Source organism: Stutzerimonas kirkiae, from assembly GCF_004327335.1.
GTDB lineage: Bacteria > Pseudomonadota > Gammaproteobacteria > Pseudomonadales > Pseudomonadaceae > Stutzerimonas > Stutzerimonas kirkiae.
In genome coordinates, this window is sequence record NZ_QJUO01000046.1 from 1 (window position 1) to 24,821 (window position 24,821).

18 protein-coding genes and 1 pseudogene are annotated in these 24,821 nt (G+C 65.7%); 6 read left to right on the forward strand and 13 right to left on the reverse strand.

Annotation, left to right across the window (positions count from 1 at the left end):
* Nucleotides 1–394: 394 nt before the first annotated feature.
* Nucleotides 395–1,141: a LytR/AlgR family response regulator transcription factor gene (locus DNJ95_RS17925; protein ID WP_131186086.1), complete on the reverse strand. Its 747-nt coding sequence runs from the start codon at nucleotides 1,139–1,141 to the stop codon at nucleotides 395–397.
* Nucleotides 1,142–1,584: 443 nt separating this feature from the next.
* On the opposite strand from DNJ95_RS17925, the gene argH reads away from it, so the two are divergent.
* A complete protein-coding gene (gene argH / locus DNJ95_RS17930) occupies nucleotides 1,585–2,979 on the forward strand; it encodes an argininosuccinate lyase (protein ID WP_131186087.1) in 1,395 nt (464 codons plus the stop codon).
* A gap of 355 nt (nucleotides 2,980–3,334) precedes the next feature.
* Here the strand turns inward: argH and DNJ95_RS17935 are convergent, their stop codons facing one another.
* The 9 genes from DNJ95_RS17935 to urtA form a co-directional block, all read right to left on the reverse strand.
* Nucleotides 3,335–4,327, reverse strand: coding sequence for an AAA family ATPase (locus DNJ95_RS17935; RefSeq protein WP_131186088.1), 993 nt, complete (start codon nucleotides 4,325–4,327; stop codon nucleotides 3,335–3,337).
* A gap of 62 nt (nucleotides 4,328–4,389) precedes the next feature.
* On the reverse strand, nucleotides 4,390–5,430 hold the full coding sequence (locus DNJ95_RS17940; protein WP_131186089.1) for an aliphatic amidase: 1,041 nt from the start codon (nucleotides 5,428–5,430) through the stop codon (nucleotides 4,390–4,392).
* Nucleotides 5,431–5,520: 90 nt separating this feature from the next.
* Nucleotides 5,521–5,862, reverse strand: a complete 342-nt coding sequence (locus tag DNJ95_RS17945) for an FmdB family zinc ribbon protein (protein WP_131186090.1) — start codon at nucleotides 5,860–5,862, stop codon at nucleotides 5,521–5,523.
* Nucleotides 5,863–6,099: 237 nt separating this feature from the next.
* Nucleotides 6,100–7,332 carry a formamidase gene (gene fmdA / locus DNJ95_RS17950; protein WP_131186091.1) on the reverse strand — a complete coding sequence of 411 codons (1,233 nt, stop codon included), beginning with the start codon at nucleotides 7,330–7,332 and terminating at the stop codon, nucleotides 6,100–6,102.
* A 438-nt stretch (nucleotides 7,333–7,770) separates the two neighbouring features.
* Entirely contained in the window at nucleotides 7,771–8,460 is a 690-nt protein-coding gene (gene urtE, locus DNJ95_RS17955; RefSeq protein WP_131186092.1) for an urea ABC transporter ATP-binding subunit UrtE, read from the reverse strand.
* A gap of 96 nt (nucleotides 8,461–8,556) precedes the next feature.
* Nucleotides 8,557–9,315, reverse strand: a complete 759-nt coding sequence (gene urtD / locus DNJ95_RS17960; RefSeq protein WP_131186093.1) for an urea ABC transporter ATP-binding protein UrtD — start codon at nucleotides 9,313–9,315, stop codon at nucleotides 8,557–8,559.
* Complete coding sequence (gene urtC / locus DNJ95_RS17965) at nucleotides 9,312–10,451, reverse strand: urea ABC transporter permease subunit UrtC (protein ID WP_131186094.1); 1,140 nt, start codon at nucleotides 10,449–10,451, stop codon at nucleotides 9,312–9,314. Before urtC ends, urtD begins: the two co-directional genes overlap by 4 nt.
* 163 nt (nucleotides 10,452–10,614) lie before the next feature.
* Nucleotides 10,615–11,532 carry an urea ABC transporter permease subunit UrtB gene (urtB, locus tag DNJ95_RS17970; protein ID WP_165491646.1) on the reverse strand — a complete coding sequence of 306 codons (918 nt, stop codon included), beginning with the start codon at nucleotides 11,530–11,532 and terminating at the stop codon, nucleotides 10,615–10,617.
* 87 nt (nucleotides 11,533–11,619) lie between these two features.
* Entirely contained in the window at nucleotides 11,620–12,864 is a 1,245-nt protein-coding gene (gene urtA, locus DNJ95_RS17975; RefSeq protein ID WP_131186095.1) for an urea ABC transporter substrate-binding protein, read from the reverse strand.
* A 188-nt stretch (nucleotides 12,865–13,052) separates the two neighbouring features.
* On the opposite strand from urtA, the gene DNJ95_RS17980 reads away from it, so the two are divergent.
* Both DNJ95_RS17980 and DNJ95_RS17985 read left to right on the forward strand, forming a co-directional pair.
* On the forward strand, nucleotides 13,053–16,445 hold the full coding sequence (locus DNJ95_RS17980) for a hybrid sensor histidine kinase/response regulator (RefSeq protein WP_131186096.1): 3,393 nt from the start codon (nucleotides 13,053–13,055) through the stop codon (nucleotides 16,443–16,445).
* Complete coding sequence (locus tag DNJ95_RS17985) at nucleotides 16,442–17,107, forward strand: response regulator transcription factor (RefSeq protein ID WP_131186097.1); 666 nt, start codon at nucleotides 16,442–16,444, stop codon at nucleotides 17,105–17,107. The genes DNJ95_RS17980 and DNJ95_RS17985 overlap by 4 nt, the downstream gene beginning before the upstream one ends.
* 796 nt (nucleotides 17,108–17,903) lie before the next feature.
* Here DNJ95_RS17985 and DNJ95_RS17990 read toward each other — a convergent pair.
* Nucleotides 17,904–18,179: a metal/formaldehyde-sensitive transcriptional repressor gene (locus DNJ95_RS17990; protein WP_131186098.1), complete on the reverse strand. Its 276-nt coding sequence runs from the start codon at nucleotides 18,177–18,179 to the stop codon at nucleotides 17,904–17,906.
* 66 nt (nucleotides 18,180–18,245) lie between these two features.
* On the opposite strand from DNJ95_RS17990, the gene dmeF reads away from it, so the two are divergent.
* A complete protein-coding gene (dmeF, locus tag DNJ95_RS17995) occupies nucleotides 18,246–19,172 on the forward strand; it encodes a CDF family Co(II)/Ni(II) efflux transporter DmeF (RefSeq protein WP_131186099.1) in 927 nt (308 codons plus the stop codon).
* A 380-nt stretch (nucleotides 19,173–19,552) separates the two neighbouring features.
* Here the strand turns inward: dmeF and cadR are convergent, their stop codons facing one another.
* Complete coding sequence (gene cadR / locus DNJ95_RS18000) at nucleotides 19,553–20,005, reverse strand: Cd(II)/Pb(II)-responsive transcriptional regulator (protein ID WP_131186100.1); 453 nt, start codon at nucleotides 20,003–20,005, stop codon at nucleotides 19,553–19,555.
* A 77-nt stretch (nucleotides 20,006–20,082) separates the two neighbouring features.
* Here cadR and DNJ95_RS18005 point away from each other — a divergent pair, with 77 nt between their 5' ends.
* On the forward strand, nucleotides 20,083–22,254 hold the full coding sequence (locus DNJ95_RS18005) for a heavy metal translocating P-type ATPase (protein ID WP_131186101.1): 2,172 nt from the start codon (nucleotides 20,083–20,085) through the stop codon (nucleotides 22,252–22,254).
* Nucleotides 22,255–22,504: 250 nt separating this feature from the next.
* Here DNJ95_RS18005 and DNJ95_RS18010 read toward each other — a convergent pair whose 3' ends face one another.
* Complete coding sequence (locus tag DNJ95_RS18010; protein WP_131186102.1) at nucleotides 22,505–24,433, reverse strand: sigma-54-dependent Fis family transcriptional regulator; 1,929 nt, start codon at nucleotides 24,431–24,433, stop codon at nucleotides 22,505–22,507.
* A gap of 231 nt (nucleotides 24,434–24,664) precedes the next feature.
* Here DNJ95_RS18010 and DNJ95_RS18015 point away from each other — a divergent pair.
* Nucleotides 24,665–24,821 (forward strand): annotated as a pseudogene (locus DNJ95_RS18015) (aldehyde dehydrogenase family protein); the annotation flags it as partial.

A 24,821-nucleotide genomic window follows, 5' to 3' on the forward strand; every position in this document is an offset into this window, starting at 1 on the left:
CTCCTCGGCGACAGGCGCGACGCTGCCCGACAATAGCGAAGATTCGACCGAAGCTGTCGCGGATACGGACGGGGGCGATCCTGAAGCCGGCGCCTGGTCGATCGAGGAACATCCGGAAGTGGCGAGCAGAAGGCAGCCCAGCAAGCTTGAAAATCGCACGAAAACACCCGTCCCTGTCTGTTTAGCCCACGATTCTAATGCCGCCGCGCCGCAGCCGCCAACCACGGCGGCGGTGCTATCGCGGTATATCGTCATTCAGGGTCAATGTGCCTCGATAAAGGCGCCGAAGGCTGGACGGAAACCTGGATCGCCCGCTCTTTCGTCCAGCCTCCCGCTTCCAGCGCTCTTTCCGACTCTTTTCAGCGCATGGCCCGCGCCCTTACACCGAGCGCGGTCAGAGATGACTCATCAGTTTGCGAACCCCCGCCACATGTCGGCGGCTGACCGTCAGCGGCTCATTCTCCAGGCCGCCCAGGTACAGTTGGAAATGCCCGAGCTGCGTGCGCTGCAGCCGTACAATGCGCCTGCGCAACACCAGCGCATTGCGGTGAATGCGCACGAAACGCTCGCCGAACTCATCCTCCAGCGCCTTCAGGGGCTCATCCAGCAGCACTTCGCCGCCCTCGTGGCGCAAGGTGACGTACTTGTGATCGGCGATGAAATAAAGCACCCGGTCCAGCGGGATCAGCTCTATACCCTTGCGGGTGCGGGCGCTGATATGGGTGCGCGGCCCCAGGCCGGACTGAGCGGCAGGCCGGGTCAGGGCGGCCAGTTGGGTGCGGTTCAGGCGCTCGGCACGCCTCAGGGCACTCGCCAGGGCCTCGGCCTGCACGGGCTTCTGCAGATAGATGACACCCGATGAGCGGAAAGCATCGAGCGAGACATCGTCGCCCTCGAGGCAGAACACCACGGAGGGCGGCGCGTCACGCTCGCACAGGCGCCCCGCGACCTGCAGGCCATCCAGGCCCGGCAGGCGGACATCGAGGAAAAGGACATCCGGTCGCAATTCATCGATCAGGGCAAGGGCCTGCTCGCCATTGCCAGCTCCCGGCTCCTGCACCCGGTAGCCATCGAGGGTACCCAATAGGCGGCTCAGGCGCTCGCGCGCCAGTGGCTCATCATCGACAATCAGGACATTCATATGGATCAGGCTTCCTGCATTTGTCACGCATACAGATAGCGTAGACAGGTAAATGACGCCTTCAACGGCGTTCCAGAGTGAGACTCGCATTCCCCCCGAAAAGTGCCCGTTCCCATGCATCGGGCACGCATATGCACCTCACCTCGCACCGAAAAACGGTGGCTGCCGGCGTGTAACCGAACGCTTCCCACAGGACGATTGCGCTATCCCGTTATTCACTGGAAAGGGGCTTCGATAAAAGCGCTGGAGGCTGGAAAACTGGACGGAAAAACACCGCTTGCCACGCGCGTTCGTCCAGCCAAGCCTTCCAGCGCTGTTTTCGGCGCCTTGCCGCGCATGGCGCGACCACCCCGACACTTCCCATGGGCGGAAGCCGGCACCCCGCCAACCCTGCTATCATCGCCGCCCTGTTTTCCCGCATTCCGATTGCAGCGAGCGCATTTATGAGCACCGACAAGACCAACCAGTCCTGGGGCGGACGCTTCAGCGAGCCCGTCGACGCCTTCGTCGCCAGATTCACCGCCTCCGTCGAGTTCGACAAGCGTCTCTACCGCCACGACATCATGGGCTCCATCGCCCATGCCACGATGCTGGCCAGGGCCGGCGTGCTGACCGATGCCGAACGCGACAGCATCATCGGCAACCTGAAGGATATCCAGGCCGAGATCGAAGCCGGACAGTTCGACTGGCGCATCGACCTGGAAGACGTGCACATGAACATCGAGGCGCGCCTGACCGACCGTATCGGCGTCGTCGGCAAGAAGCTGCACACCGGTCGCTCGCGCAACGACCAGGTGGCCACCGACATCCGCCTGTGGCTGCGCGACGAGATCGACACCATCCTCAAAGAGATCACCCGCCTGCAGCAGGGCCTGCTGGGGCTGGCCGAAGCCGAGGCCGGCACCATCATGCCGGGCTTCACCCACCTGCAGACCGCCCAGCCGGTGACCTTCGGCCACCACCTGCTGGCCTGGTTCGAGATGCTCAGCCGCGACTACGAACGCCTGGTGGACTGCCGCAAGCGCACCAACCGCATGCCCCTGGGCAGCGCCGCGCTGGCCGGCACCACCTACCCGATCCAGCGCGAGATCACCTGCGAGCTGCTGGGCTTCGAGGCGATCTCCGGCAACTCGCTGGACGGCGTTTCCGACCGCGACTTCGCCATCGAATTCTGCGCCGCCGCGGCGCTGGCGATGATGCACCTGTCGCGCTTCTCGGAAGAACTGGTGCTGTGGACCAGCGCACAATTCCAGTTCATCGACCTGCCCGACCGTTTCTGCACCGGCTCCTCGATCATGCCGCAGAAGAAGAACCCGGACGTACCGGAACTGGTACGCGGCAAGTCCGGCCGGGTGTTCGGCCACCTGAGCGGCCTGCTGACCCTGATGAAAGGCCAGCCGCTGGCCTACAACAAGGACAACCAGGAAGACAAGGAACCGCTGTTCGACGCCGCCGATACCCTGCGCGACAGCCTGCGCGCCTTCGCCGACATGGTACCGGCGATCAAACCCAGGCGCGAGATCATGCGCGAGGCGGCGCTGCGTGGCTTCTCCACCGCCACCGACCTGGCCGACTATCTGGTACGCAAGGGCCTGCCGTTCCGCGACTGCCACGAGATCGTCGGCCATGCGGTGAAATACGGCGTGGAAAGCGGCAAGGACCTGGCCGAGATGAGCCTGGACGAACTGCGCCGCTTCAGCGACCAGATCGGCGACGACGTATTCGCCGTGCTGACCCTGGAAGGCTCGGTGAACGCCCGCGACCATATCGGCGGCACCGCCCCCGCCCAGGTGCGCCAGGCCGTGGCCCGGGGCCGCGAATTGCTGGCAGCGCGCTGAAGTCAGGAGACATCCGCTGGTCGCGGCTCCGTATGCCTGGCCGCATTGTCGATAGCGCCCAACCTCTATCCCCGGGCGCTGCGGCCATGTGGCCTCGGGATCAGCGCCCCTGTGCGAATGCCAGGGCAAGACATAGTTCGTAGGATGGGTTGAGCAAAGCGATACCCATCTGCGCCCTATGTGGCTGAAGAGCCGACAAAAGCGCTGGAAGGCTGGACAGCGGGACGTAGAAGCCTTGGTTCCGGGTAGAACACGAACGGCTTGTCGTCCAGCCCAAGCCCTCCAGCGCTCTTTTCGGCCCTTTGAGCGCATAGCGCGATCGCCCGGCCTCCAGCTTATGGCTTCCAGCTATCGCTCATTCGACCACCAGTCGTCCATCGCGGACACCAGCCCGCCAGTGCGTCCGCTGCGGTTGCGCCAGCAAGCCTTCGGCCAGTACCGGCTCCAACCGCGTACGCAGGCGCCGCGCCAGGTCGCGGGCGCCGAAGCGGGCATCGTGCGCCGCACACAGCAGCCGCCGGGCCTCGTCATCCACATGCAATGAGCGGCCCTGCCGCGCGAGGCGCTGGTCGAGCTTCGCCAGTTCGATATCCAGCAACGCACCCAGGCGGCTGGCATCCAGTGCCTGGAAGGCCAGGATACGGTCGATACGGTTGAGGAATTCCGGCTCGAAATGCCGGTGCAGCGCACGCCGCATGATCGCCCGCCGCGCACCGGGCCAGCAGCGCCCCCAACCGCTGTTCCAGGCCTGCAGGGCGCCGATGTTGCTGGTCATGAAGATCAGGCTGTTGCGGAAGTCGATGCTGCGGTTGCCCGCCGACAGCGTCAGCCGGCCACTGTCGAGCACGTTGAGTAGGCTGCGCACCACTTCGCGGCTGGCCTTCTCCAGTTCGTCGAACAGCACGATGCCGGGGCGGCTGAAGCTGCCCTGGATCGCCTCGACATCGAACAGCGTGGCGCCTTCCTTGCTGCCGACATAGCCGGGCGGCGCGCCGGTCAGGGCGGCGGCATAGTGCTCCTGGGCCAGGGTGTTCATGTCGATACGGCAGAAGGCATCGGCGCGGCCATGGATGGCCTGGGCCAGCAGCCGCACGATCTCTGTCTTGCCGACCCCGGTCGGGCCCATGAACAGGTTGACCGCCAGCGGCCGTTCGCCGTCGCCGATGCCGGCCTTGACCACCCTGAGCATGGCGGCCATCTCGTCGAGCACCGCGTCCTGGCCGACGATGCGCGAGCGCAGCAGCGCCATCGCCTGCTCCGGCTCGAAGGTGAAGCGCGACGGCAAAGGCCCGCCGGCGCGGGCCAGTTGCTCGCGGTTGTGCTCGATCACTTGATTGGCGAAAGGCATCGGTCGATCACCGGGTGCGCCGTGCGCACCATGGGAAGGTTTATCGGTGCGCATGGCGCACCCTACACCGAGCGCTCCTTGCCCGGATGCGGCAGTTCGCCCACCGGGCAATCGGCCACGCCGATGGTCGAGCGGGTCAGCTTCTCGACATCCTCGCGGGTCTTCTCGGCGTCCAGCACCCAACTGCGGTAGAACTCGAACGGGCAGTCGGCCACACCCTTGTCGCCGTCGCCAGAGCCATGGATGCCGGTGTAGCCACGGTGCAGCAGCTTGAACAGGTGGTTCTGCGACTGGTCGTTGGCCCGCGCATCACGGATCTGCGAGATGGACAACTGGGCGTACTGGATGCCCATTTCCTCCTCGCCGCACTCGCCCAGGGTACGGCCATCGAAGCCGATGAGCGCCGAGTGGCCGAAGTAGCTGTAGACGCCATCGAAGCCGGCGGCGTTAGCCACCGCGACATAGCAGTTGTTGGCCCAGGCCATGCTCTTGGAGATCAGCACCTGCTGCTCCTTGGCCGGGTACATATAGCCCTGGCAGCGCACGATCAGTTCGGCACCCTTCATCGCGCAGTCGCGCCAGATTTCCGGGTAGTTGCCGTCGTCGCAGATGATCAGGCTGATCTTCATGCCCTTGGGGCCTTCGCTGACGTAGGTGCGGTCGCCCGGGTACCAGCCCTCGATCGGGCACCAGGGAATGCACTTGCGGTACTTCTGCACGATCTCGCCCGCATCGTTTATCAGCACCAGGGTGTTGTAGGGCGCCTTGTGCGGATGTTCCTCGTGGCGCTCGCCGGTGAGCGAGAAGATGCCCCAGGTCCTGGCCTCGCGGCAGGCGGCGGAGAAGATCGCGGTTTCCTCGCCGGGGATGCTGGCGGCGGTGGCCATCATCTCGTCCTTGTCGTACATGATGCCCATGGTGCTGTACTCGGGGAACACCACCAGGTCCATGCCCGGCAGGCCGAGCTTCATGCCCTTGATCATCTCGGCGATCTTGTGGGCATTGTCGATGACTTCGGCCTTGCTGTGCAGGCGCGGCATCTTGTAGTTGACGACGGCAACGCCGACGGTATCGGGGCTGCTGGAAATATCACCGTGACGCATGGCTAAGCTCCAAGTTTCAAGCGGCAAGCTTCAAGCCAAGACTCGCAAGCCGCTCGCTTGAGGCTTGCAGCTTGAAGCTTGTGGCTGCTTCTAGTGGCTGATCATCCACGGGCGGCTGCCCGCGGCTTTCAAGGGTGCCGGCTCGCCCTGGGCGGCGGGTTTCTTGCTGGCCGAGCAGCAACTGCAGCCGGCCGGGTGGCGGCGGTTGTTCTTGTATTCGGCCAGGCTCTGCGGCGCATGGCGGCTGCGCTCGTTGACCTCGTGGCTGCGCAGCAGGCTGCCGGGCATGCTGGAGGTGCGCGGCGCGCTGCGGATCACCTGTACGCTCGGCAGGCCGCAGGCGGGGCAGGCACAGGGCTGCTGGCGCTCGGCCATCGAGCGCAGCAGGGTGAAATCACCGCACTCCGGGCAGTCGTATTCGTAGATGGGCATGGCTCGCTTCCTCGGATTGTTTATTTCGGACCAACGGCATGCAAAGGCGCTGTGGTATCCGACCTAGCTCCCTCTCCCCTCGCGGGAGAGGGCCGGGGAGAGGGGCGGCCGCCAGACAGGCTGACGGATCGTCTATCGCAGCAGCGCCCTCTCGGGCGCCCCCTCTTCCCCGCCCCTTCTCCCACAGGGAGAAGGGAGCCAGACAGCGCTGTATCCAGCCGTGACACTCTCCTGGGCTTATTTATCCTGGGCGATGGGCAGGTCGATGCTGCCGTCCAGGTGCTTGATCGGGCCGGCGGCGCTGGGGTTGATATCGAAGTCGAATATCTGCGTCGGCAGCCACAGGGTGGCGCAGGAGTTGGGGATATCGACCACGCCGCTCAGGTGCCCCTGCACCGGCGCCGAACCGAGCAGAGCGTAGCCCTGGGCCGGCGAGTAGCCGAACTTGGTCAGGTACTCGATGGCGTTCAGGCAGGCCTGCTTGTAGGCGACATTGGCGTCGAGGTAGTGCTGCTTGCCGCTGGAGTCCACCGAGATGCCTTCGAAGATCAGGTAGTCGTTGTAGTTGGGCACCAGCGGGCTGGGCTTGAAGATCGGGTTCTTGATGCCGTACTTGGCCATGCCGCCCTTGATCAGCTCGACCTTCATATGCACCCAGCCAGCGGCCATCTCGATGGCGCCGCAGAAGGTGATCTCGCCATCGCCCTGGGCGAAGTGCAGGTCGCCCACCGACAGCCCGGCGCCATCGACGTAGACCGGGAAGTAGATCTTCGAGCCACGCGACAGGTCCTTGATATCGCAGTTGCCGCCATGCTCGCGCGGCGGCACGGTGCGCGCCGCTTCGGCGGCGGCCTTGTCGCGGGCCAGGCCGGTCAGCTTGCCCATGTGCGCGGTGGCGGCGAACGGCGGGTTGGCCAGCGGCGGCACACGCTGCGGGTCGGTCCCGATCAGCCCCAGTTCGCGATCGTTCCAGGTGTTCAGCAGTTCCCGCGACGGCAGACAGCCGATCAGGCCCGGGTGGATCTGCCCGGCGAAGCGCACGCCGGGGATATGCCGCGAGCTGGTGTAGATACCCTGGAAGTCCCAGATGGCCTTCTGCGCCAGCGGGAACTCGTCGGTGAGGAAGCCGCCGCCGTTCTTCTTCGAGAAGAAGCCATTGAAACCCCAGGGCGCTTCCTCCTTGGCACCGAGGTCGAGCAGGTCGACCACCAGCAGGTCGCCCGGCTGGGCGCCGCGCACGCCCACCGGGCCGGACAGGTAGTGCACGGTGGTCAGGTCGACATCGCGAATGTCATCGGCGCTGTCGTCGTTGGCGATGGCGCCGGCGGTCCAGTCGTAGGTTTCGAGGATGAAGTCGTCGCCCGGGTTGACCCAGCAGGCCATGGGAATGTCCGGGTGCCAGCGGTTGTGCACCTGTTCGTTCTGGGTGGCGGGCTGGTCGAGGTCGACCTTGATCAGCGTTTCGGTCATGACAGTGCTCCTGGGAACAGTGGTGGATGCCGGACGTGTATGTGCCGGGTTACGCAACCAGTCTCGGGGGCGGGGAGGGATCGGGAAATACGTTGGATAACGTACGGCGGGGCTGGAGGCTGAGTGCTGGAGGCTGGACGAGACAAGCAAAAGCCCCCAGGGCGATTGCGCTATACCGTTATTCACCGGAAAGGGGCTTCGACAAAAGCGCTGGACGCTGGAAAGCTGGACGAAAAACACCGGTTGGCATGTTCTTTCGTCCAGCCGAGCCTTCCAGCGCTGTTTTCGGCGCTTTGCCGTGCATAGCGCGATCGCCCTGGAGGAGCCCCACGATCATGTTGTGATCGGGGCTGCAATAGAACGAAGAGGTGAGCGGCCGGACGAAAAATACGGCTACCTTCCGTTTTTCGTCCAGCCCTCAGCCTCCAGCCTCCGGCTCTAAACCGACAAATACCGACTGATACTCGCCTCATCCACCTTGTCGCGGGTTTCCTCGACGACGAAGCGGCCCTTCTCGATCACCAGGAAGCGATCGGCGATCTCCAGGGTGAAGGACAGCACCTGTTCCGAGACGATGATGGTCAGGTCGCGCATATCGCGGATTTCCTTCAGGCTGCGGGCGATGTCCTTGATTATCGACGGTTGGATGCCCTCGGTCGGTTCGTCGAGCAGCAGCACCTTGGGGTTGGTGGCCAGCGCCCGGGCGATCGCCAGTTGCTGCTGCTGGCCGCCGGAGAGGTTGCCGCCCTTGCGCGAGCGCATGTCGTAGAGCACCGGGAACAGCGCGTAGAGATCGTCCGGCACGCGCCCGCCGGCGCTGGCCGGCAGGCCGGTCTGGATGTTCTCCAGCACGCTCATCTGGCCGAAGATCATCCGCCCCTGCGGCACGTAGGCCACGCCGCTGGCGACCCGCTGCTGGGTCTCCAGGCTGGAGATGTCCTGGCCGTCGACGCGGATCTGCCCGCCCCACTGCGGCAGGATGCCCATCAGGCTCTTGAACAGCGTGGTCTTGCCCATGCCGTTGCGCCCCATCACCGCGACGATTTCCTTCTTCGCCACGTCGAGGTCGAGGCCGTGCAATATCTGGCTCTGGCCGTAGCCGGAAGCGAGGTTGCTGATCTGGAACATGAATGTCACTCCAACGTAGGGTGCGCCATGCGCACCATTGCGTATCGGGCGGTGCGCACGGCGCACTCTACGGGCGGTGGAAGCCCGGCCCCGGGATCAATGCCCCAGGTAAACCTCGATCACCTTGGGATTGTTCTGCACCGCCTCCATGCTGCCCTCGGCCAGCACCCTGCCCTGGTGCAGCACCGTGACCTTGTGGGCGATGCGCTTGACGAACTCCATGTCGTGCTCGATCACCAGCACCGAGCGGCCCTGGCTGATGCGCCCCAGCAGCTCGGCGGTGGCCATCCGCTCGGACACGCTCATGCCCGCCACCGGCTCGTCGAGCATCAGCAACTGCGGGTCCTGCATCAGCAGCATGCCGATCTCCAGCCACTGCTTCTGGCCGTGGGAAAGCAGGTCGGCCTGCTGGTGCAGGTGCTCGTGCAGCATGATTTCGCGCGCCACCTGCTCGACCCGCTCCAGCACCTCGGCGCTGCGCTTGAAGAACAGCGCGCCGAACACCGTGCGCCCGGCCGGGTAGGACATTTCCAGGTTCTCGAACACCGTGAGGTTCTCGTAGATCGACGGGTTCTGGAACTTGCGCCCGACCCCGGCGCGGACGATGTCGTACTCGCGCATTTTCGTCAGTTCGCGGTTCTCGAACTGGATGCTGCCGGAGGTGGCACGGGTCTTGCCGCAGATCAGGTCGAGCAGCGTGGTCTTGCCGGCGCCGTTGGGGCCAATCACCACCCGCACCTCGTTGCGGTCGATGTACAGGTTGAGATCGTCCACCGCCTTGAAGCCGTCGAAGGACACGCTCAGGCCCTCGACGGCCAGTACCGGCTTGGGCATCTGGAAACCGCTTGCACTCATGGCCTGTCCTCCTGCCCGCGGGCGTTGACTGATGACGAAGACCCGCGCCTGTCGAACAGGCGTGCCAGCCAGGGCCGCCCGTGGCTCTGCCAGAGGCCGGCGAGGCCGTTGGGGATGTACATGACGACGACGATGAACAGACCGCCCATCAGGTACAGCCACAGCTCCGGGAAGGTTTCGGAAAAGTAGGTCTTGCCGTAGTTGACCAGCAGCGCGCCATACACCGCGCCGAGCAGCGACATGCGCCCGCCGACGGCGGCGAAGATGACCATCTCGATGGACGGCACGATGCCGACGAAGGTCGGCGACATGAAGCCCACCTGCAAGGTGAACATCGCCCCGCCGACCGCCGAGAATGCCGCCGCCACGCAGAACACGAAGATCTTGAAGCTGGCCACGTCATAGCCGGAGAAGCGCACCCGCTCTTCCTTGTCGCGCATCGCCATCAGCAGCCGGCCCAGCTTGGAGGAGAGGATGAAGCGCCCGAGCAGGATGCAGCCGAACAGCAGCAACGCGTTGACGAAGTACAGCAGGGTCTTCGCCGAGTCGCTGCGGATGTCCCAGCCGAGCAGGGTCTTCAGGTCGGTAATACCGTTGACGCCGCCGGTCAGCCCCTGCTGGCCGATGATCAGCACGGTGAGGATCAGCGCGATGGCCTGGGTGACGATGGAGAAGTACACGTCGCCGACACGCCGCTTGAACATCGCCAGGCCGATCACCAGCGCCAGCGCCACCGGCACCAGGATCACCGCCAGCAGGGTGAAGCCGAAGCTGTGGAAGGGTTCCCAGAACAGCGGCAGTTCGGTGATCTGGTTCCAGTCCATGAAGTCCGGGATGCCGGGGGTGGACTGGATTTTCGTGCTTTCCGGGTCGGAGGCTTCCAGCTTGAGGAACATCGCCATGCAGTAGCCGCCGAGGCCGAAGAAAATGCCCTGGCCCAGGCTGAGGATGCCGCCGTAGCCCCAGCACAGCACCAGGCCGACGGCGACGAAGGCGTAGCTCAGGTACTTGCCGACCATGTTCAGGCGGAAGGCGTCCAGCGCCAGCGGGAACACCAGCAGCACCAGCGCGGCCAGCACCGCCAGGCCGATGGCGCCCTGCTTGCCACCGAGCAGGCTTTCGTATGCGTTTTTCATCAGCAAATCCCCCAGCGCACGAAAAGTCGCTTTGAACCGTGGCGAGCAGCTCCAGTTGCAAGAAGCCCGGAGCGCAGTGACGAAGGCGTACACGCGGTACGTCGAGGAAACGAGCTGCGCGCGACGCCGCGGATGGAGCGCGCAGTCGGTTGAAAGTGACTGTTCATTTGCGCACCTTGCTGGAGAACAACCCCTGCGGGCGCATCATCAGGATCAGGATCACCGCCGACAGGGTCAGCACCTTGGCCATCGAGCCGCTCATGAAGAACTCCATGATCGACTGCGCCTGGGCGATGCTGAACGCCGAGGCGATGGTGCCGAGCAGGCTGGAGGCGCCGCCGAACACCACCACCAGGAAGGTATCGACGATATACAGCGAACCGGCGGTCGGCCCGGTCGAGCCGATGGTGGTGAAGGCCGCGCCAGCCACCCCGGCGATGCCGCAGCCGAGGGCGAAGGTCATGCGGTCGACCCGCCGCGTGTTGATCCCCACGGCGCGGCTCATCACCCGGTTCTGCACCGTGGCGCGCACCTGCAGGCCCCAGCGCGAGCGGTACAGCATGAGGAATACGGTGGCGGTCAGCAGCAGCGTCAGGCCCATGACGAACAGCCCGTTGCGCGGGATGTCGATGGCCTCGGTGGGGTTCCACGAGCCCATCAGCCACTCCGGCAGGGTGGCGCTGACCTCGCGCGCGCCGAAGATCGAGCGGAACGCCTGCTGCATCACCAGCGACAGGCCCCAGGTGGCCAGCAGGGTGTCCAGCGGGCGCTGGTAGAGCCGGCTGATCATCACCCACTCGACCAGCCAGCCCAGCGCGCCGGCGATCAGGAACGACAGCGCGATGGCCAGGAAGAAATAGTAGGGCCCGAAGGCCGGTGCGAACTGCTCGGTGAGCGTGGACACCACGAAGGTGGTGTAGGCGCCGATGGTGAGGAACTCACCGTGCGCCATGTTGATCACCCCCATCTGCCCGAAGATGATCGCCAGCCCCAGCGCCATCAGCAGCAGGACGCAGAATACGGAAAGACCGTTGAACCCCTGCATGGCGGCGATGGCGCCGAATTCCGATAGCCATTCCATAGAGAATCCTCGTTGAAAGCCGCTGGAGGCTGGAGGCTGGACGAAATCGAATCGTCCAGCCTCCAGCGCTTTCTTCGGCTCTTCGCCTTACTGGTAGCCTTCCGGGAAAGGATTGGGTTCGATCAGGTCGGACTCGTAGACCGCCTTGAACTGGCCGTTGGACTGGATCTGGCCGATGCGGGTCTTGCTCCACAGGTGATGGTTGTCATGCACCTTGACGTAGCCTTCCGGCGCCGTGGTCAGTTCCAGGCCGGGCGAGGCGGCGACCACCTTGTCCACGTCGAAGCTGCCGGCCTTCTCCACCGCTGCCTTCCACAGCCAGGGGCCGAGGTAGGCGGCCTGGGTCACGTCGCCGATCACCGAATCCTTGCCGAACTTGGCCTTGAAGGCTTCGACGAAGGCGGCGTTGTTCGGGTTTTCCAGGCTCTGGAAGTACTTCATGGAGGCATAGAAGCCGGTCATGTTCTCGCCGCCGATACCCAGCAGTTCATCCTCGGTGACCGAGATGGTCAGCAGGTTCTGCTTGTCGGCGGTGACACCGGCGGCCTTCATCTGCTTGTAGAAGGCGACGTTGGAACCGCCGACCACGGCGGCGAACACCACGTCGGGCTTGCGCAGCTTGACCTTGTTGATCAGCGAACCGAACTGGGTGTTGCCCAGCGGGTAGTAGTCCTCGCCGACCACCTTGCCGCCGAGTACGTTCTCGATGTGCTTGCGCGCGATCTTCATCGAGGTGCGCGGCCAGATGTAGTCGGAGCCGATCAGGTAGAAAGTCTTGGCGCCCTTCTCCTTGGCGATCCAGTCGAGGCCGGCGAGCACCTGCTGGGTCGCTTCCTGGCCGGTGTAGATGACATTCTTCGATTGCTCCAGGCCCTCATAGAAGGTCGGGTAGTAGAGCAGCCCGTTCTCCCGCTCGAACACCGGCAGCACCGCCTTGCGCGAGGCCGAGGTCCAGCAGCCGAACACCGTCGCCACCTTGTCGCCGACCAGCAGCTTGCGCGCCTTTTCGGCGAAGGTCGGCCAGTCCGAGGCGCCGTCTTCCTGGATCACCCGGATCTGCCGCCCGAGTACGCCGCCCGAGGCATTGATCTGCTCGATGGCCAGGCGCTCGGCCTGGATCGAACCGGTTTCGGAGATCGCCATGGTGCCGGTGGCCGAGTGCAGTTGGCCGACCACCACCTCGGTGTCGGTCACCGCCAGCCCCGTGGTATTCACCGAATCGGCCAGGGCGGCCTGGCCGAACACACTGGCCGCCACCAGTGACAAGGTCGCGGCACCCAGTGCCAGACGCCGTGGAAGCGTCTTTCTCACTCCCGTCAGTCTTGATTCCATCGTCCTGCTCCTGTGCTGGTTGGTCCGGGCGTGATCCGCTCCGGTTCGTCACCAGCATGCGAGCAGCGGGGTTTTCCCGGTATACGCAGCATGACGTAGACGCGTACGTCATCTGACGTACCCGACAGGACTGGTCGGGGAATGGAACTTGCTTCGACAATGCGCATACCCTCCAGCAGGAAACCGCCGTGCAACCCAGCAGCCCCCAGCGCATCGTCAAGATTCGTCGCGACTACAACTCCTGGGTCGCCGACGAGACCAAGGAGGACTACGCCCTGCGCTTCACCCCCAAGTCATTCCGCAAGTGGTCGGAATGGCGCATCGCCAACACCGCGCTGGGGGCGGTGTCGTTCCTCGCGCTGGAGGCCATCGGCGCCACCCTGGCGCTGAGCTACGGCTTCACCACCACGCTCTGGGCGGTCCTGCTGGTGAGCCTGGTGATCTTCCTCACCGGCCTGCCGATCAGCTACTACGCGGCCCGCTACGGCGTGGACATGGACCTGCTGACCCGCGGCGCCGGCTTCGGCTACATCGGCTCGACCATCACCTCGCTGATCTACGCCAGCTTCACCTTCCTGTTCTTCGCCCTGGAAGCGGCGATCATGGCCCTGGCGCTGGAACTGTATTTCGACCTGCCGCTAGCGCTGGCCTATGTCATCTGCTCGCTGGGCATCGTGCCGCTGGTGGCCTATGGCATCACCCTGATCAACCGCCTGCAGATGTGGACACAGCCGTTGTGGCTGGTGCTGCTGATCCTGCCGTACGTCTTCGTCATCGCCAAGAACCCCGGGGCGCTGGGCGACTGGACCAGCTTCGCCGGGCGCGATGGCGATGCCGGCGTGTTCAATCCGCTGCATTTCGGTGCAGCCTGCACCGTGGCGCTGGCGCTGGTGACGCAGATCGGCGAACAGGTCGACTACCTGCGCTTCCTGCCGGAGAAGACCCGCGAGAACCGCCTGCGCTGGTGGAGCGCGCTGCTCATGGCCGGCCCCGGCTGGATCATTCCCGGTGCCCTGAAAATGCTCGCCGGCGCCTTCCTCGCCTTCCTCGCGCTGCAGCACGAAGTACCGATCGAGCGTGCCGCCGAGCCGACGCAGATGTACCTGGTGGCCTTCAACTACGTATTCGCCTCGCCGCAGTGGGCGCTGGGCGCCATGGTGCTGTTCGTCATCGTCTCGCAGGTGAAGATCAACATGACCAACGCCTACGCCGGCTCGCTGGCCTGGTCGAACTTCTTCGCCCGCGTCACCCACAGCCATCCGGGGCGCGTGGTGTGGCTGGTGTTCAACGTGGTGATCGCGCTGACGCTGATGGAGCTGGGGGTGTTCGAGGCCATCGAGCAGGTGCTCGGGCTCTACGCCAATATCGCCATCGCCTGGATCGGCGCGCTGGTCGCCGACCTGGTGATCAACAAGCCGCTCGGCCTGTCGCCGGCGCATATCGAGTTCAAGCGCGCCCACCTGTACGACATCAACCCGGTCGGCGTCGGCGCCATGCTGATCGCCTCGCTGCTCTCGGTACTGGCCCACCTCGGGCTGTTCGGCGCCCTGGCGCAGGCCGCCTCGCCGGTGGTCGCGCTGCTCGCGGCGCTGCTCTGCGCGCCGCTGATCGCCTGGTACACCAAGGGGCGCTACTACACCGCCAGGGTCAGCACCCTGAAAATCTCCCACCCGCAGCAGAGCACCCTGCAATGCGTGCTGTGCAGCAACGCCTACGAACGCGAGGACATGGCCATGTGCCCGGCCTATGGCGCGGCCATCTGTTCGCTGTGCTGCTCGCTGGACGCCCGCTGCGGCGATATCTGCAAGCCGCGGGCGCGGCTGGTGGCGCAGTTCGAGGACTGCGTGCGCTGGCTGCTGCCGTACAGCTCGGTGCCGCGTCTGCATACCCGCCTGGCGCACTACCTGGGCGTGCTGACGGTGATCGTGGCGCTGCTCTCCTGCGCCCTGGCGCTGATCTACGGACAGGTCGCCCAGGACCTGCAGGACAGCGCCGCGGACATCCTCTACCAGGGCTTTCTCAAGGCCTTCCTGCTGCTCTCGCTGTTCGCCGCGGCGCTGGCCTGGTGGGTGGTGCTGACACGCGAAAGCCGCCGTGTCGCCCAAGAGGAATCGAACCGCCAGACCGCCCTGCTGATGCAGGAGATCGAGGCCCACCGCAAGACCGACGAGGAATTGCAGAAAGCCAAGGAAGCCTCGGAAGCCGCCAACGCGGCCAAGAGCCGCTACGTCACCGGGCTGTCCCACGAGTTGCGCACACCGCTCAACAGCATCCTCGGCTACGCGCAGATCCTGCAGCGTGAGAACGACATAGCGCCACGCCACCGCGAGGCGCTGGCCACCATCTACCGCAGCGGCTCGCACCTGCTGTCGCTGATCGACGGACTGCTCGACGTGGCCAGGATCGAAGCCGGCAAGCTGTCCCTGGAGCCGACGGAAATCGCCCTGGCGGAATTTCTCGACCAGTTGCGCCAGATGTTCGCGCCCCAGGCCGAGGAAAAGGGCCTGTCCTTCCACCTGGTCAGCGAAGGGCGGATTCCGGCGGTGGTGCGTGGCGACGAGAAGCGCGTGCGGCAGATCCTCATCAACCTGCTCGGCAACGCCGTGCGCTACACCGAACGGGGCAGCGTCAGCCTGCGCGTCAGCTACCTGCGCGAGACGGCCACCTTCGAGATCGTCGACACCGGCATCGGCATTCCCGAGGAACAGGCCGAGCGGCTGTTCCAGCCCTTCGAGCGCGGCGACCCGCTGCGCCAGGACTCGGGGCTCGGCCTGGGGCTGACCATCACCCGCATGCTCACCTCGCTGATGGGCGGCGAACTGTCCCTGCACAGCAGCCCCGGCCAGGGCAGCCGCTTTCGCATTCGCCTGTTCCTCTCGGAGGTGCGCGTGCCCCAGGCGCTGCTCCACGAGGAGCACGACATCAGCGGCTACCGGGGGCCGCGCAAGCGTATCCTGGTGGTGGACGACCACCTCGAACACCGCCAGGTGCTGGTCGGCATGCTCGGCCCGCTGGGCTTCGACATGCACATGGCCGCCAGCGGCCAGGAAGCCCTGAGCCAGGTGTCCCTGCACAACCCGGACCTGATCCTCATGGACCTGTCCATGCCACAGCTCGACGGCTGGCAGACCAGCCGGCTGATCCGCAGCTCGATCGGTTCGCGGGCGCCGATCATCATCATCTCGGCCAACGCCTTCGCCGACGGCCCAGACAGCGACGCCTGCGACGACTACCTGGCCAAGCCCGTGCACACCCCGCGACTGCTGGAAAAGCTCAAGCGACACCTGGGCCTGGAATGGCTCGGCGATGACAACGGCGCGAGCGCCGCCGTGCCCGCCCTGGAACTGCCCGCCGAGGCGTTGCAGGCGCTACGCCAGTCCCTCGCGCTGGGCCATGTGCGCGGCGTGCTGGAGGGCCTGGAACGCTTGCGCGAAGGCAACCCGCGGCAAGCCGAGGCGCTGTGCAAGCTGCAGGAACTGGCCAGGGGTTTCCGCCTTGACGAACTGGCCAGGCAACTCGAACAGGCCAATCCCACGACCACCCAGGAACGGACTCCGGCAACAGGAGGACAGCTACTGTGAGACAAGACATCGTACTGATCGTGGACGACGTGCCAGACAACCTGGCCCTGCTCTCCAGTGCCCTGGAACAGGCCGGCTACATGGTGCTGGTGGCGCTCGACGGCAACAGTGCGCTGGAACGCATGCGCCGGCTCAAGCCGGATATCGTCCTGCTGGACGCCATGATGCCGGGCCTGGACGGTTTCGCCACCTGCCGCCAGCTCAAGGCCGACGCGGCCTTCGAGGATGTCCCGGTGGTGTTCATGACCGCCCTGGCCGACAGCGAGGATGTCGTGCGCGGCTTCGCCGCCGGCGGCATCGACTACGTCACCAAGCCGATCCACCCGGAACAGGTGCTGGCCCGCCTGGCCGCCCACCTGCGCACCGCACGCACCTTGCAGGAGGCGCGCCAGGCCTCGGCGAGCGCCGCCACGCCACCGGCCCAGGCGGATATCGACGCGGCCCTGGTCGAGCGCTTCCAGTTGACCGGCCGCGAAGTCGAAGTGCTGCACTGGGTAGCCTGCGGCAAGACCAACCGCGACATCGGCGAAATCCTCGGCCTGAGCCCACGCACGGTGAACAAGCACCTGGAGCACATCTACGTGAAACTCGGCGTGGAAACCCGCACCGCCGCCGCCGCGGTGGCCAACCGCCAGGGCATGGGGCTGAAAACCGAGGCCTGAGCCCCTGCCGATGCGGCGCTATCACCCTGCGGGCGCCTTGGCTCGTGAGACGTTCAGGGCGATCGCATGAAATCCCGGTGCATGGCCTGGCCCCGTGGGCGCTGGACGCTGGACGCTGGACGCTAGACGCTAGACGCTAGTGTATTGCTTCGTTGCGATCGGATTGGCAACCAAGTCTGTAGCTCATCGTATGCCGCTGGAGGTGTTCTGTTGTCCGTGGTGTCGCGAACCCGGCGAGCCCCGCTACGAAACACGCATGAACCCGTCGCCCATATGAATAAGGAGGCGCTCTTCGCCGGCGTCCCTGCCAGTGAAGGTTTCGTAGCGGGGCTGGACGGCCTCGCGGCGAATAACGTGGTGACTATGGAAAGAGCCCTCAGTGCCGGGCCGCCTCATTCATAGGGGTTGCGCTTTCTCTGGCTTTTTCTTTCAGGCACCGCCGCTAGTGGCTGTGCGGATGCCAGGTGGCGGGACGGGGCCTTCGCCGCCAGGGATGGCGGCGAAGAGCTACAGGGATGTATTCACGCGTGCCCCGTCCCGCCACCTGGCATTCGCACAGGGACGATGAGCCCGAGATCGCACTCTACGCCCCCGAAGCCAGACACACTATTGCCAATCCGGTCGCGCTATCTCGCCCCTTAGAAACAGGCCATAGGCCTGCCCGGGGACGGAGGTGAACGTTCAATCGACTGTCCTGTTTCGCCACCGCATAACCCCGCCCCGAAGTTTTTCTTTTAAAACAAATGGTCAATCTTTATGAGAGCGGTCCGGGTGTTTTCCGGGCGCAAGCCCTGGCTCACTTCAGGTAGGAACGCAGCAACACGGCGATCTGGTCGGCATCCGCCTGGCGTTCCTCGGCGCTGAGCCTTTCGGCACCCAGGTGCTCGCGGATGTGCCCCTCCATCACCTCGGCCATCAGGCCATTGACTGCGCCCCTGATCGCGGCGATCTGCTGGAGAACCGCCAGGCACTCCACTTCCTGCTCCAGGGCCGCCTCCAGGGCGCCCGCCTGCCCCTTGATCCTGCGTATGCGGGTCAGCAGTTGCTTCTTCCCTTTCAGGGTATGCGCCATGGTTTTCTCCTCGATTAGTATACTGGGGTATAGTATTCAGGCCATCCTGTCTGGAGCATGATACCCATGACCACACGAAGCCCGGAACATTGTGCTCACGCGCACCACTTCCACCAGGGCAACCCCTGCGCCGAACGCAATACGCGCCTGGCCGTGGCTCTCACGGCGATGATGATGCTGGTGGAAATCGCCGGTGGCTGGTACTTCAATTCGATGGCGCTGCTCGCCGATGGCTGGCACATGAGCTCCCATGTACTGGCCCTCGGCCTCTCGCTGCTGGCCTACGCGGCGGCCCGGCGACTGGCCAACGACCGCCGCTTCGCCTTCGGCACCTGGAAAATCGAGATTCTCGGCGGCTACAGCAGCGCCATCCTGCTGCTGGGAGTGGCCCTGCTGATGGCCTTCCAGTCGCTGCAGCGCCTGTTCTCTCCCGGCCCGATCCTCTACGACCAGGCCATCGTCATCGCCGTGGCGGGGCTGCTGGTCAACCTGCTGTGCGCCTGGCTGCTACGGGACGGGCACGACCACCACGCGCATGGCCACGGCGATCATCACCATCATCACCATGACCTCAACCTGCGCTCCGCCTACCTGCATGTGATAGCGGATGCCGCCACCTCGCTGCTGGCGATCGTCGCGCTGCTGGCGGGCAGGTTCTGGGGCGCGTCCTGGCTCGACCCGGCCATGGGCCTGGTCGGCGCCGTGCTGGTCGGGCTCTGGGCCAAGGGCCTGCTGCGCGATACCGCGCGCGTACTGCTGGATGCGGAGATGGACACGCCCGTGGTGGAAGAGGTTCGCCAGGTCATCGCGGAACTCCCGGAGCCCACCACCATCACCGACCTGCACCTCTGGCGCGTTGGCAAGGACCAGTACGCCTGCCTGCTTACCCTCGCTACCGCCGCCCGGTTGGATGCCGACAGCGTACGCCAGCGCCTGGCCGTGCATGAGGAACTGGCCCATGTCACGGTGGAGATCAACCGCTTGCCGGCCTGACAACCTGATCGCATATTCTTAGGGGCTGTTGAGGCTTTGCTTTAACTCATTGATTCGGATGGCAATATATTTCCAATCCAGCCCTCAGAACGGGCTTCTTCGAGGAACAAGCGGCCTTCGGCTTTCGATTGAAAGCGCTGATGGCTGAACGCTGGACGAAAGAGCTGGCGCCGTGTGCCGGTCGTTCAGCCTCCAGCCAAGCGCTTTTCGGCTGTCCGCTTGTGCCTCGATCCGGCCATCCATCCCGAAACGTCAACAGACACCTAGGGCATTTCCGCGAAGATCACCTCTATTCCATGACGGTTCCAGTGCAGGGCATGCCATGCGCGCCGGTGATTCTCGATGCGCATGGCGCCCCCCGGCACCGGTTGAACAGACGCTCAGCGCCCATGCGCGCCCGGCACATGGCCGGTGCAGCCCGCCTCGAGCGGAGTGGGCGGCGTCGCCTGTTCCAGTTCGCGCAGGATGCCGCATTCCCCCGTGCTGCCGACGCTCCGGCAGTGGCCGCGCAGCTCCAGCAGATGCCGCTGCAAGGCGCGCAACTCCTCGATGCGCAGCTCGACATGGCGGATATGTTCGTCGATCAGGCGATTGGCCTCGCCGCAATCGGCCTCGGGGTGATCGCGCAGCGCCAGCAGGTGGCGGATTTCCTGCTGGGTCATGTCCAGCGAGCGGCAGTGGCGGATAAAGGCCAGGCGCTCGACATGTGCAGCGGTATACATCCGGTAGTTGCCTTCGCTGCGCGCCGGTGCGGGCAGCAGCCCCTCCCGTTCGTAGTAGCGGATGGTCTCCACCGGGCAACCGGTACGCCGCGCCAGCTCGCCAATCTTCATCCTGCCCACTCCATCGCTTGACTCTGTAGTTGCTACAGGGTGTGCAATCGGCGCCATATCGTCAATGGAACCCTGCCATGCCCCAGGACAACTGCTGCCATCACAGCCACACCGCCCCTCCGCCGTCCACCGGCGCCATCGCTGGCGCCACTGGCGAGGCCCGCTGGACGCACCTGCGCATCGAGGCGATGGACTGCCCGACCGAAGAGCGCCTGCTGCGAGATGCCCTCGGCAAGCGCGAGGAAATCGAAGCGCTGGAGTTCAACCTGATGCAGCGCGAACTGCGCGTGCGCCACCACTTCACCGATATCGAACCCCTGCAGAAGCTGGTCGCCGCCCTCGGCATGCAGGCCGAGCCGGTCGATGGCGCCGGCCCGGCCGCCGCCCCCGCCGCCAAGCCCTGGTGGCCGCTGGCGCTGGGGGGCGTGGCCGCATTGGCGGCGGAAGTCTGCGAGTGGTTCGGCTTCGGCCCGCAATGGCTGGTGGCCGCGCTGGCGATCCTGGCGATCCTCGCCGCCGGCCTGCCCACCTACCGCAAGGGCCTGATCGCGCTGAAGAACCGCGACCTGAACATCAACGCCCTGATGAGCATCGCCGTCACCGGCGCGCTGCTGATCGGCCAATGGCCAGAGGCGGCGATGGTCGCCGTGCTGTTCGCCATCGCCGAAGTGATCGAGGCGCGCTCGCTGCAGCGCGCGCGACAGGCCATCCGCCAGTTGCTCGACCTGGCGCCGCAACGGGCGCGGGTCTGGCGCGACGAACGCTGGCAGGACATCGCCGCCGCCGAGGTCGAGCCCGGCACACGGGTCCAGGTGCGCCCCGGCGAACGCATCGCGCTGGACGGCGAACTGCTCGCCGGGCGCTCCAGCGTCAACCAGGCGCCGATCACCGGGGAAAGCCTGCCAGTGGAAAAGGAAGCGGGCGACACCCTGTTCGCCGGCACCATCAACGGCGAGGGCGAACTGGAATACCGCAGCACGCGCAAGGCCGACGACAGCACCCTGGCCCGCATCATCCATGCCGTGGAAAGCGCGCAGAACGCCAAGGCGCCGACCCAGCGCTTCGTCGACCGCTTCTCGCGCATCTATACCCCGCTGGTGTTCGCCATCGCCCTGCTCACCGCCGTGCTGCCGCCGCTGCTGTTCGGTGGCGCCTGGCTCGACTGGGTCTACCGCGCCCTGGTGCTGCTGGTGATCGCCTGCCCCTGCGCGCTGGTGATCTCCACCCCGGTGACGCTGGTCAGCGGCCTGGCCGCCGCCGCGCGCCAGGGCATCCTGGTCAAGGGCGGCGTGTACCTGGAAATGGGCCGGCAACTGGCCTGGGTCGCTCTGGACAAGACCGGCACCCTGACCCACGGCCAGCCACGCCAGACCGACTTCATCGCCTTGCGTGGCGCCGAGCGGCCACTGCGCGTGCTCGCCAGCAGCCTCGCCGCGCGCTCCGACCACCCGGTGTCGCAGGCGCTGGCCCGCGCCGCGCAGGCGGACGGGCTGGCGCTGGAGAACGTGGAGAACTTCACCGCTATCGCCGGCCGCGGTAGCCGTGGCGACGTGCAGGGCCACGCCCTGCACCTGGGCAACCATCGCCTGATAGAGGAACTGGGCTTGTGCTCGGCAGAACTGGAGGCGCGCCTCGACGCCCTGGAGCGCCAGGGCAAGACGGTTATCGCGCTGCTCGACGAAAGCGGCCCGCTGGCGCTGTTCGCGGTCGCCGACGCCATCCGCGAGAGCAGCCGCGAGGCGGTCGCCGAGTTGCACAGGCTGGGCGTGCGCAGCCTGATGCTGACCGGCGACAACCCGCACACCGCCGCCGCCATCGCCGTCCAGGCCGGTATCGACGACGCCAGCGGCAACCTGCTGCCGGAGGACAAGCTGGCGCGTATCGAGCAGTTGCAGGCATCGGGGCAGCGCGTCGGCATGGTCGGCGACGGCATCAACGACGCGCCGGCCCTGGCCCGCGCCGATATCGGCTTCGCCATGGGCGCGGCCGGCACCGACACCGCCATCGAGACCGCCGGCGTGGCGCTGATGGACGACGACCTGCGCAAGCTGCCGCTGTTCATCCGCCTGTCGCGCCGCACCCATGCCGTACTGGTGCAGAACATCGCCCTGGCGCTGGGCATCAAGGCGGTGTTCCTGGCCCTGACCCTGGCCGGTTCCGGCACGCTGTGGATGGCGGTGTTCGCCGATATGGGCGCCAGCCTGCTGGTGGTGTTCAACGGCCTGCGCCTGCTGCGCGCCGCGCACTGAGGGAGGGCGATTGCGCGATACCGTTATTCACCCGGAAAGGGGCTTCGACAAAAGCGCTGGAGGCTGGAAAGCTGGACGAAAAACACCGCTTGCCAGGCGCTTTCGTCCAGCCTAGAGCCTTCCAGCGCTTTGCCGTGCATAGCGCGATCGCCCTGGTACTGAGGGAGGACGGCATCAAGCTGCAAGCTGCAAGCTGCAAGCTGCAAGCATGCTGGCCGCCGACCAGACATTGTCAAACGCTTCCTGCCACCTATAGCCTGCCGCCTGCCGCGCCCTTGCCGACCCCGTGCTTCTTCAGCTTGCGATAGAGCGTGTTGCGGCTGACGCCCAGCTCCTCGGCGACCCGCCCCATATGCCAGCGCTGGCGCTCCAGGGCTTCGAGCAGGGTCTGGCGCTCGGCCTGTTCCAGCGGCGCTTCCGCCGACGGCACGGGCGGCGGCGCCGGTCGTGCCTGCTGGCGAATGAGCGCGGGCAGGTCCTCGAAGCGGATGCAATCGCTGTCACACAGCGCCACCAGCGTACGCAGCACCGTGCGCAGTTGCCTGACGTTGCCCGGCCACTGGAAGTCCAGCAGCGCCCGACGCACGTCCGGTAGCAGCCGTATGCCATCGCCGCCCGCCTCGACCAGCAGCGTGTCGAGCAATTGTGCCTTGTCCTGCCGGTCGCGCAGGGCCGGCAACATGATTTCCAGGCCATTCAGCCGATAGTAGAGGTCTTCCCTGAACGAACCGTCCGCCACCCGCTCCAGCAAGTTGCGATGGGTCGCGCTGATGATCCGCACGTCGATGGCCTGCGGCTCGCCGCCAATGGGTACCACCAGGCGGTCCTCCAGCACCCGCAGCAAACGGGTCTGCAGGGCCAGCGGCATGTCGCCGATCTCGTCGAGGAACAGCGTGCCGCCATCGGCCTGCTGCAGGCGCCCGCGCATACCGCCCTTGCGCGCCCCGGTGAAGCTGCCATCGCGGTAACCGAACAGTTCGCTCTCGATCAGGCTTTCCGGTATCGCCGCACAGTTGAGCGCGACGAAGGGCCGCTCGCGGCGCGAACTGGAACCATGCACGGACTTGGCGAAAGCCTCCTTGCCGGAGCCGGTCTCGCCGTTGATCAGCAGCGGTACGTCCCGCTCCAGCACCCTTACCGCCTTGCGCAGGCCCTCCTGCAGACGTGCATCGCCAAGCGAGAACAGCTCGCCGGCGGGCCGCGCCGGAGCCAACGGGACGGAGGCTTGCGGGCTGGCCGGCGGCGCCCCCGGCGGCCCGCGCAATACGGCGAACAGCAACTGCCCGCTGCGCGCGTGCAACGGCCAACTGGTGCGTGCATCCAGGTTGGCGCGCCCGATGACCTCCTCCAGCGCGCAGTCGAAGACCTCCTCCAGCGACTTGCCCAGCAGGGCCGAACGCGTATGCCCCAGCAGGTTGAGGCCCGCCTGGTTCACCGCGCAGATGCGGCCATCCCGCTCGAACGCCAGCAGCCCTTCGCTGAACAGGCCGACCGAACCGGCCTGGACATGGAAACGCAGCAGCCACTGGTCGTCGAAACGCTGCAGGAAGTAGCCACTTTCGATCACCTTAGCCGACAGGCTGACCAGCGCCGTGGTGTGGAACTGGCTCTGGCGCGAAACGTTCTGCCGCGCCGAGGAAACGTCCAGTACCGCCAGCAGTTCGCCGAACGGGTCGAACACCGGGCTGGCCGAGCAGGTCAGCTCGGTATGCCGGCCATAGAAGTGCTCGCCCTGGTGGATCGTCAGCGGCTGGCGCTCGACCAGGCAGGTACCGATGCCATTGGTGCCTTCGCTGGCCTCGCTCCAGTCGGCCCCCAGCCACAGGCCGGCCTGCTCGAACATCCGCCGTTCGGCGGGCGCACTCACGCAGTCGAGGATCACCCCGGACGAATCGGTGAGCAGCACCGCATGCCCAGCGCCCGACAATTGGCGGTGCAGGCTGTTCATCTCGGTGCTGGCGATATCCAGCACCTGGCGCATGCGCTCGCGGCTCTCCTGCAGGTGGCCGAACTCCAGCACACGGGTTTGCGCGGCCAGCGAAGGGTCAAGCTGGTGCTCCTCGAGACAGCGCAGCCAGGAGCGGGCGATCGACGGGTCGCTGCCGGGGCCGCTCAAGGGCGTTCCGCGCATTGTCGTCAGCACGTTGCGCACATGTTGTTCCAGAGGATTTCTTTGCATAGGGCCATCACTCCACCGGAAACAGCGAACGACTCCGGCACCGGTTCTGCGACAAAATGTCACGACGACTGTACCAGACCCGAGACATCATGCGGGCAGGCACATTCCGGAATATCCCCGCAAAGGCCCTGGAACGGGGGCATGAACGTAATGGCCCGCGCTTTGCTCTAAGCTGGTTCAGGCGCTACGGCGCACACTTTCCGAAGAAGACAAAAAGCAGGAGCACCCATCATGCGTTACGCACATCCCGGTACCCCAGACGCCATCGTTTCCTTCAAGAAGCGCTACGGCAACTACATCGGCGGCGAGTTCGTCGAGCCGGTCAAAGGCCAGTACTTCACCAACACCTCGCCGGTCAACGGCGAAGCGATCGGCGAGTTCCCCCGCT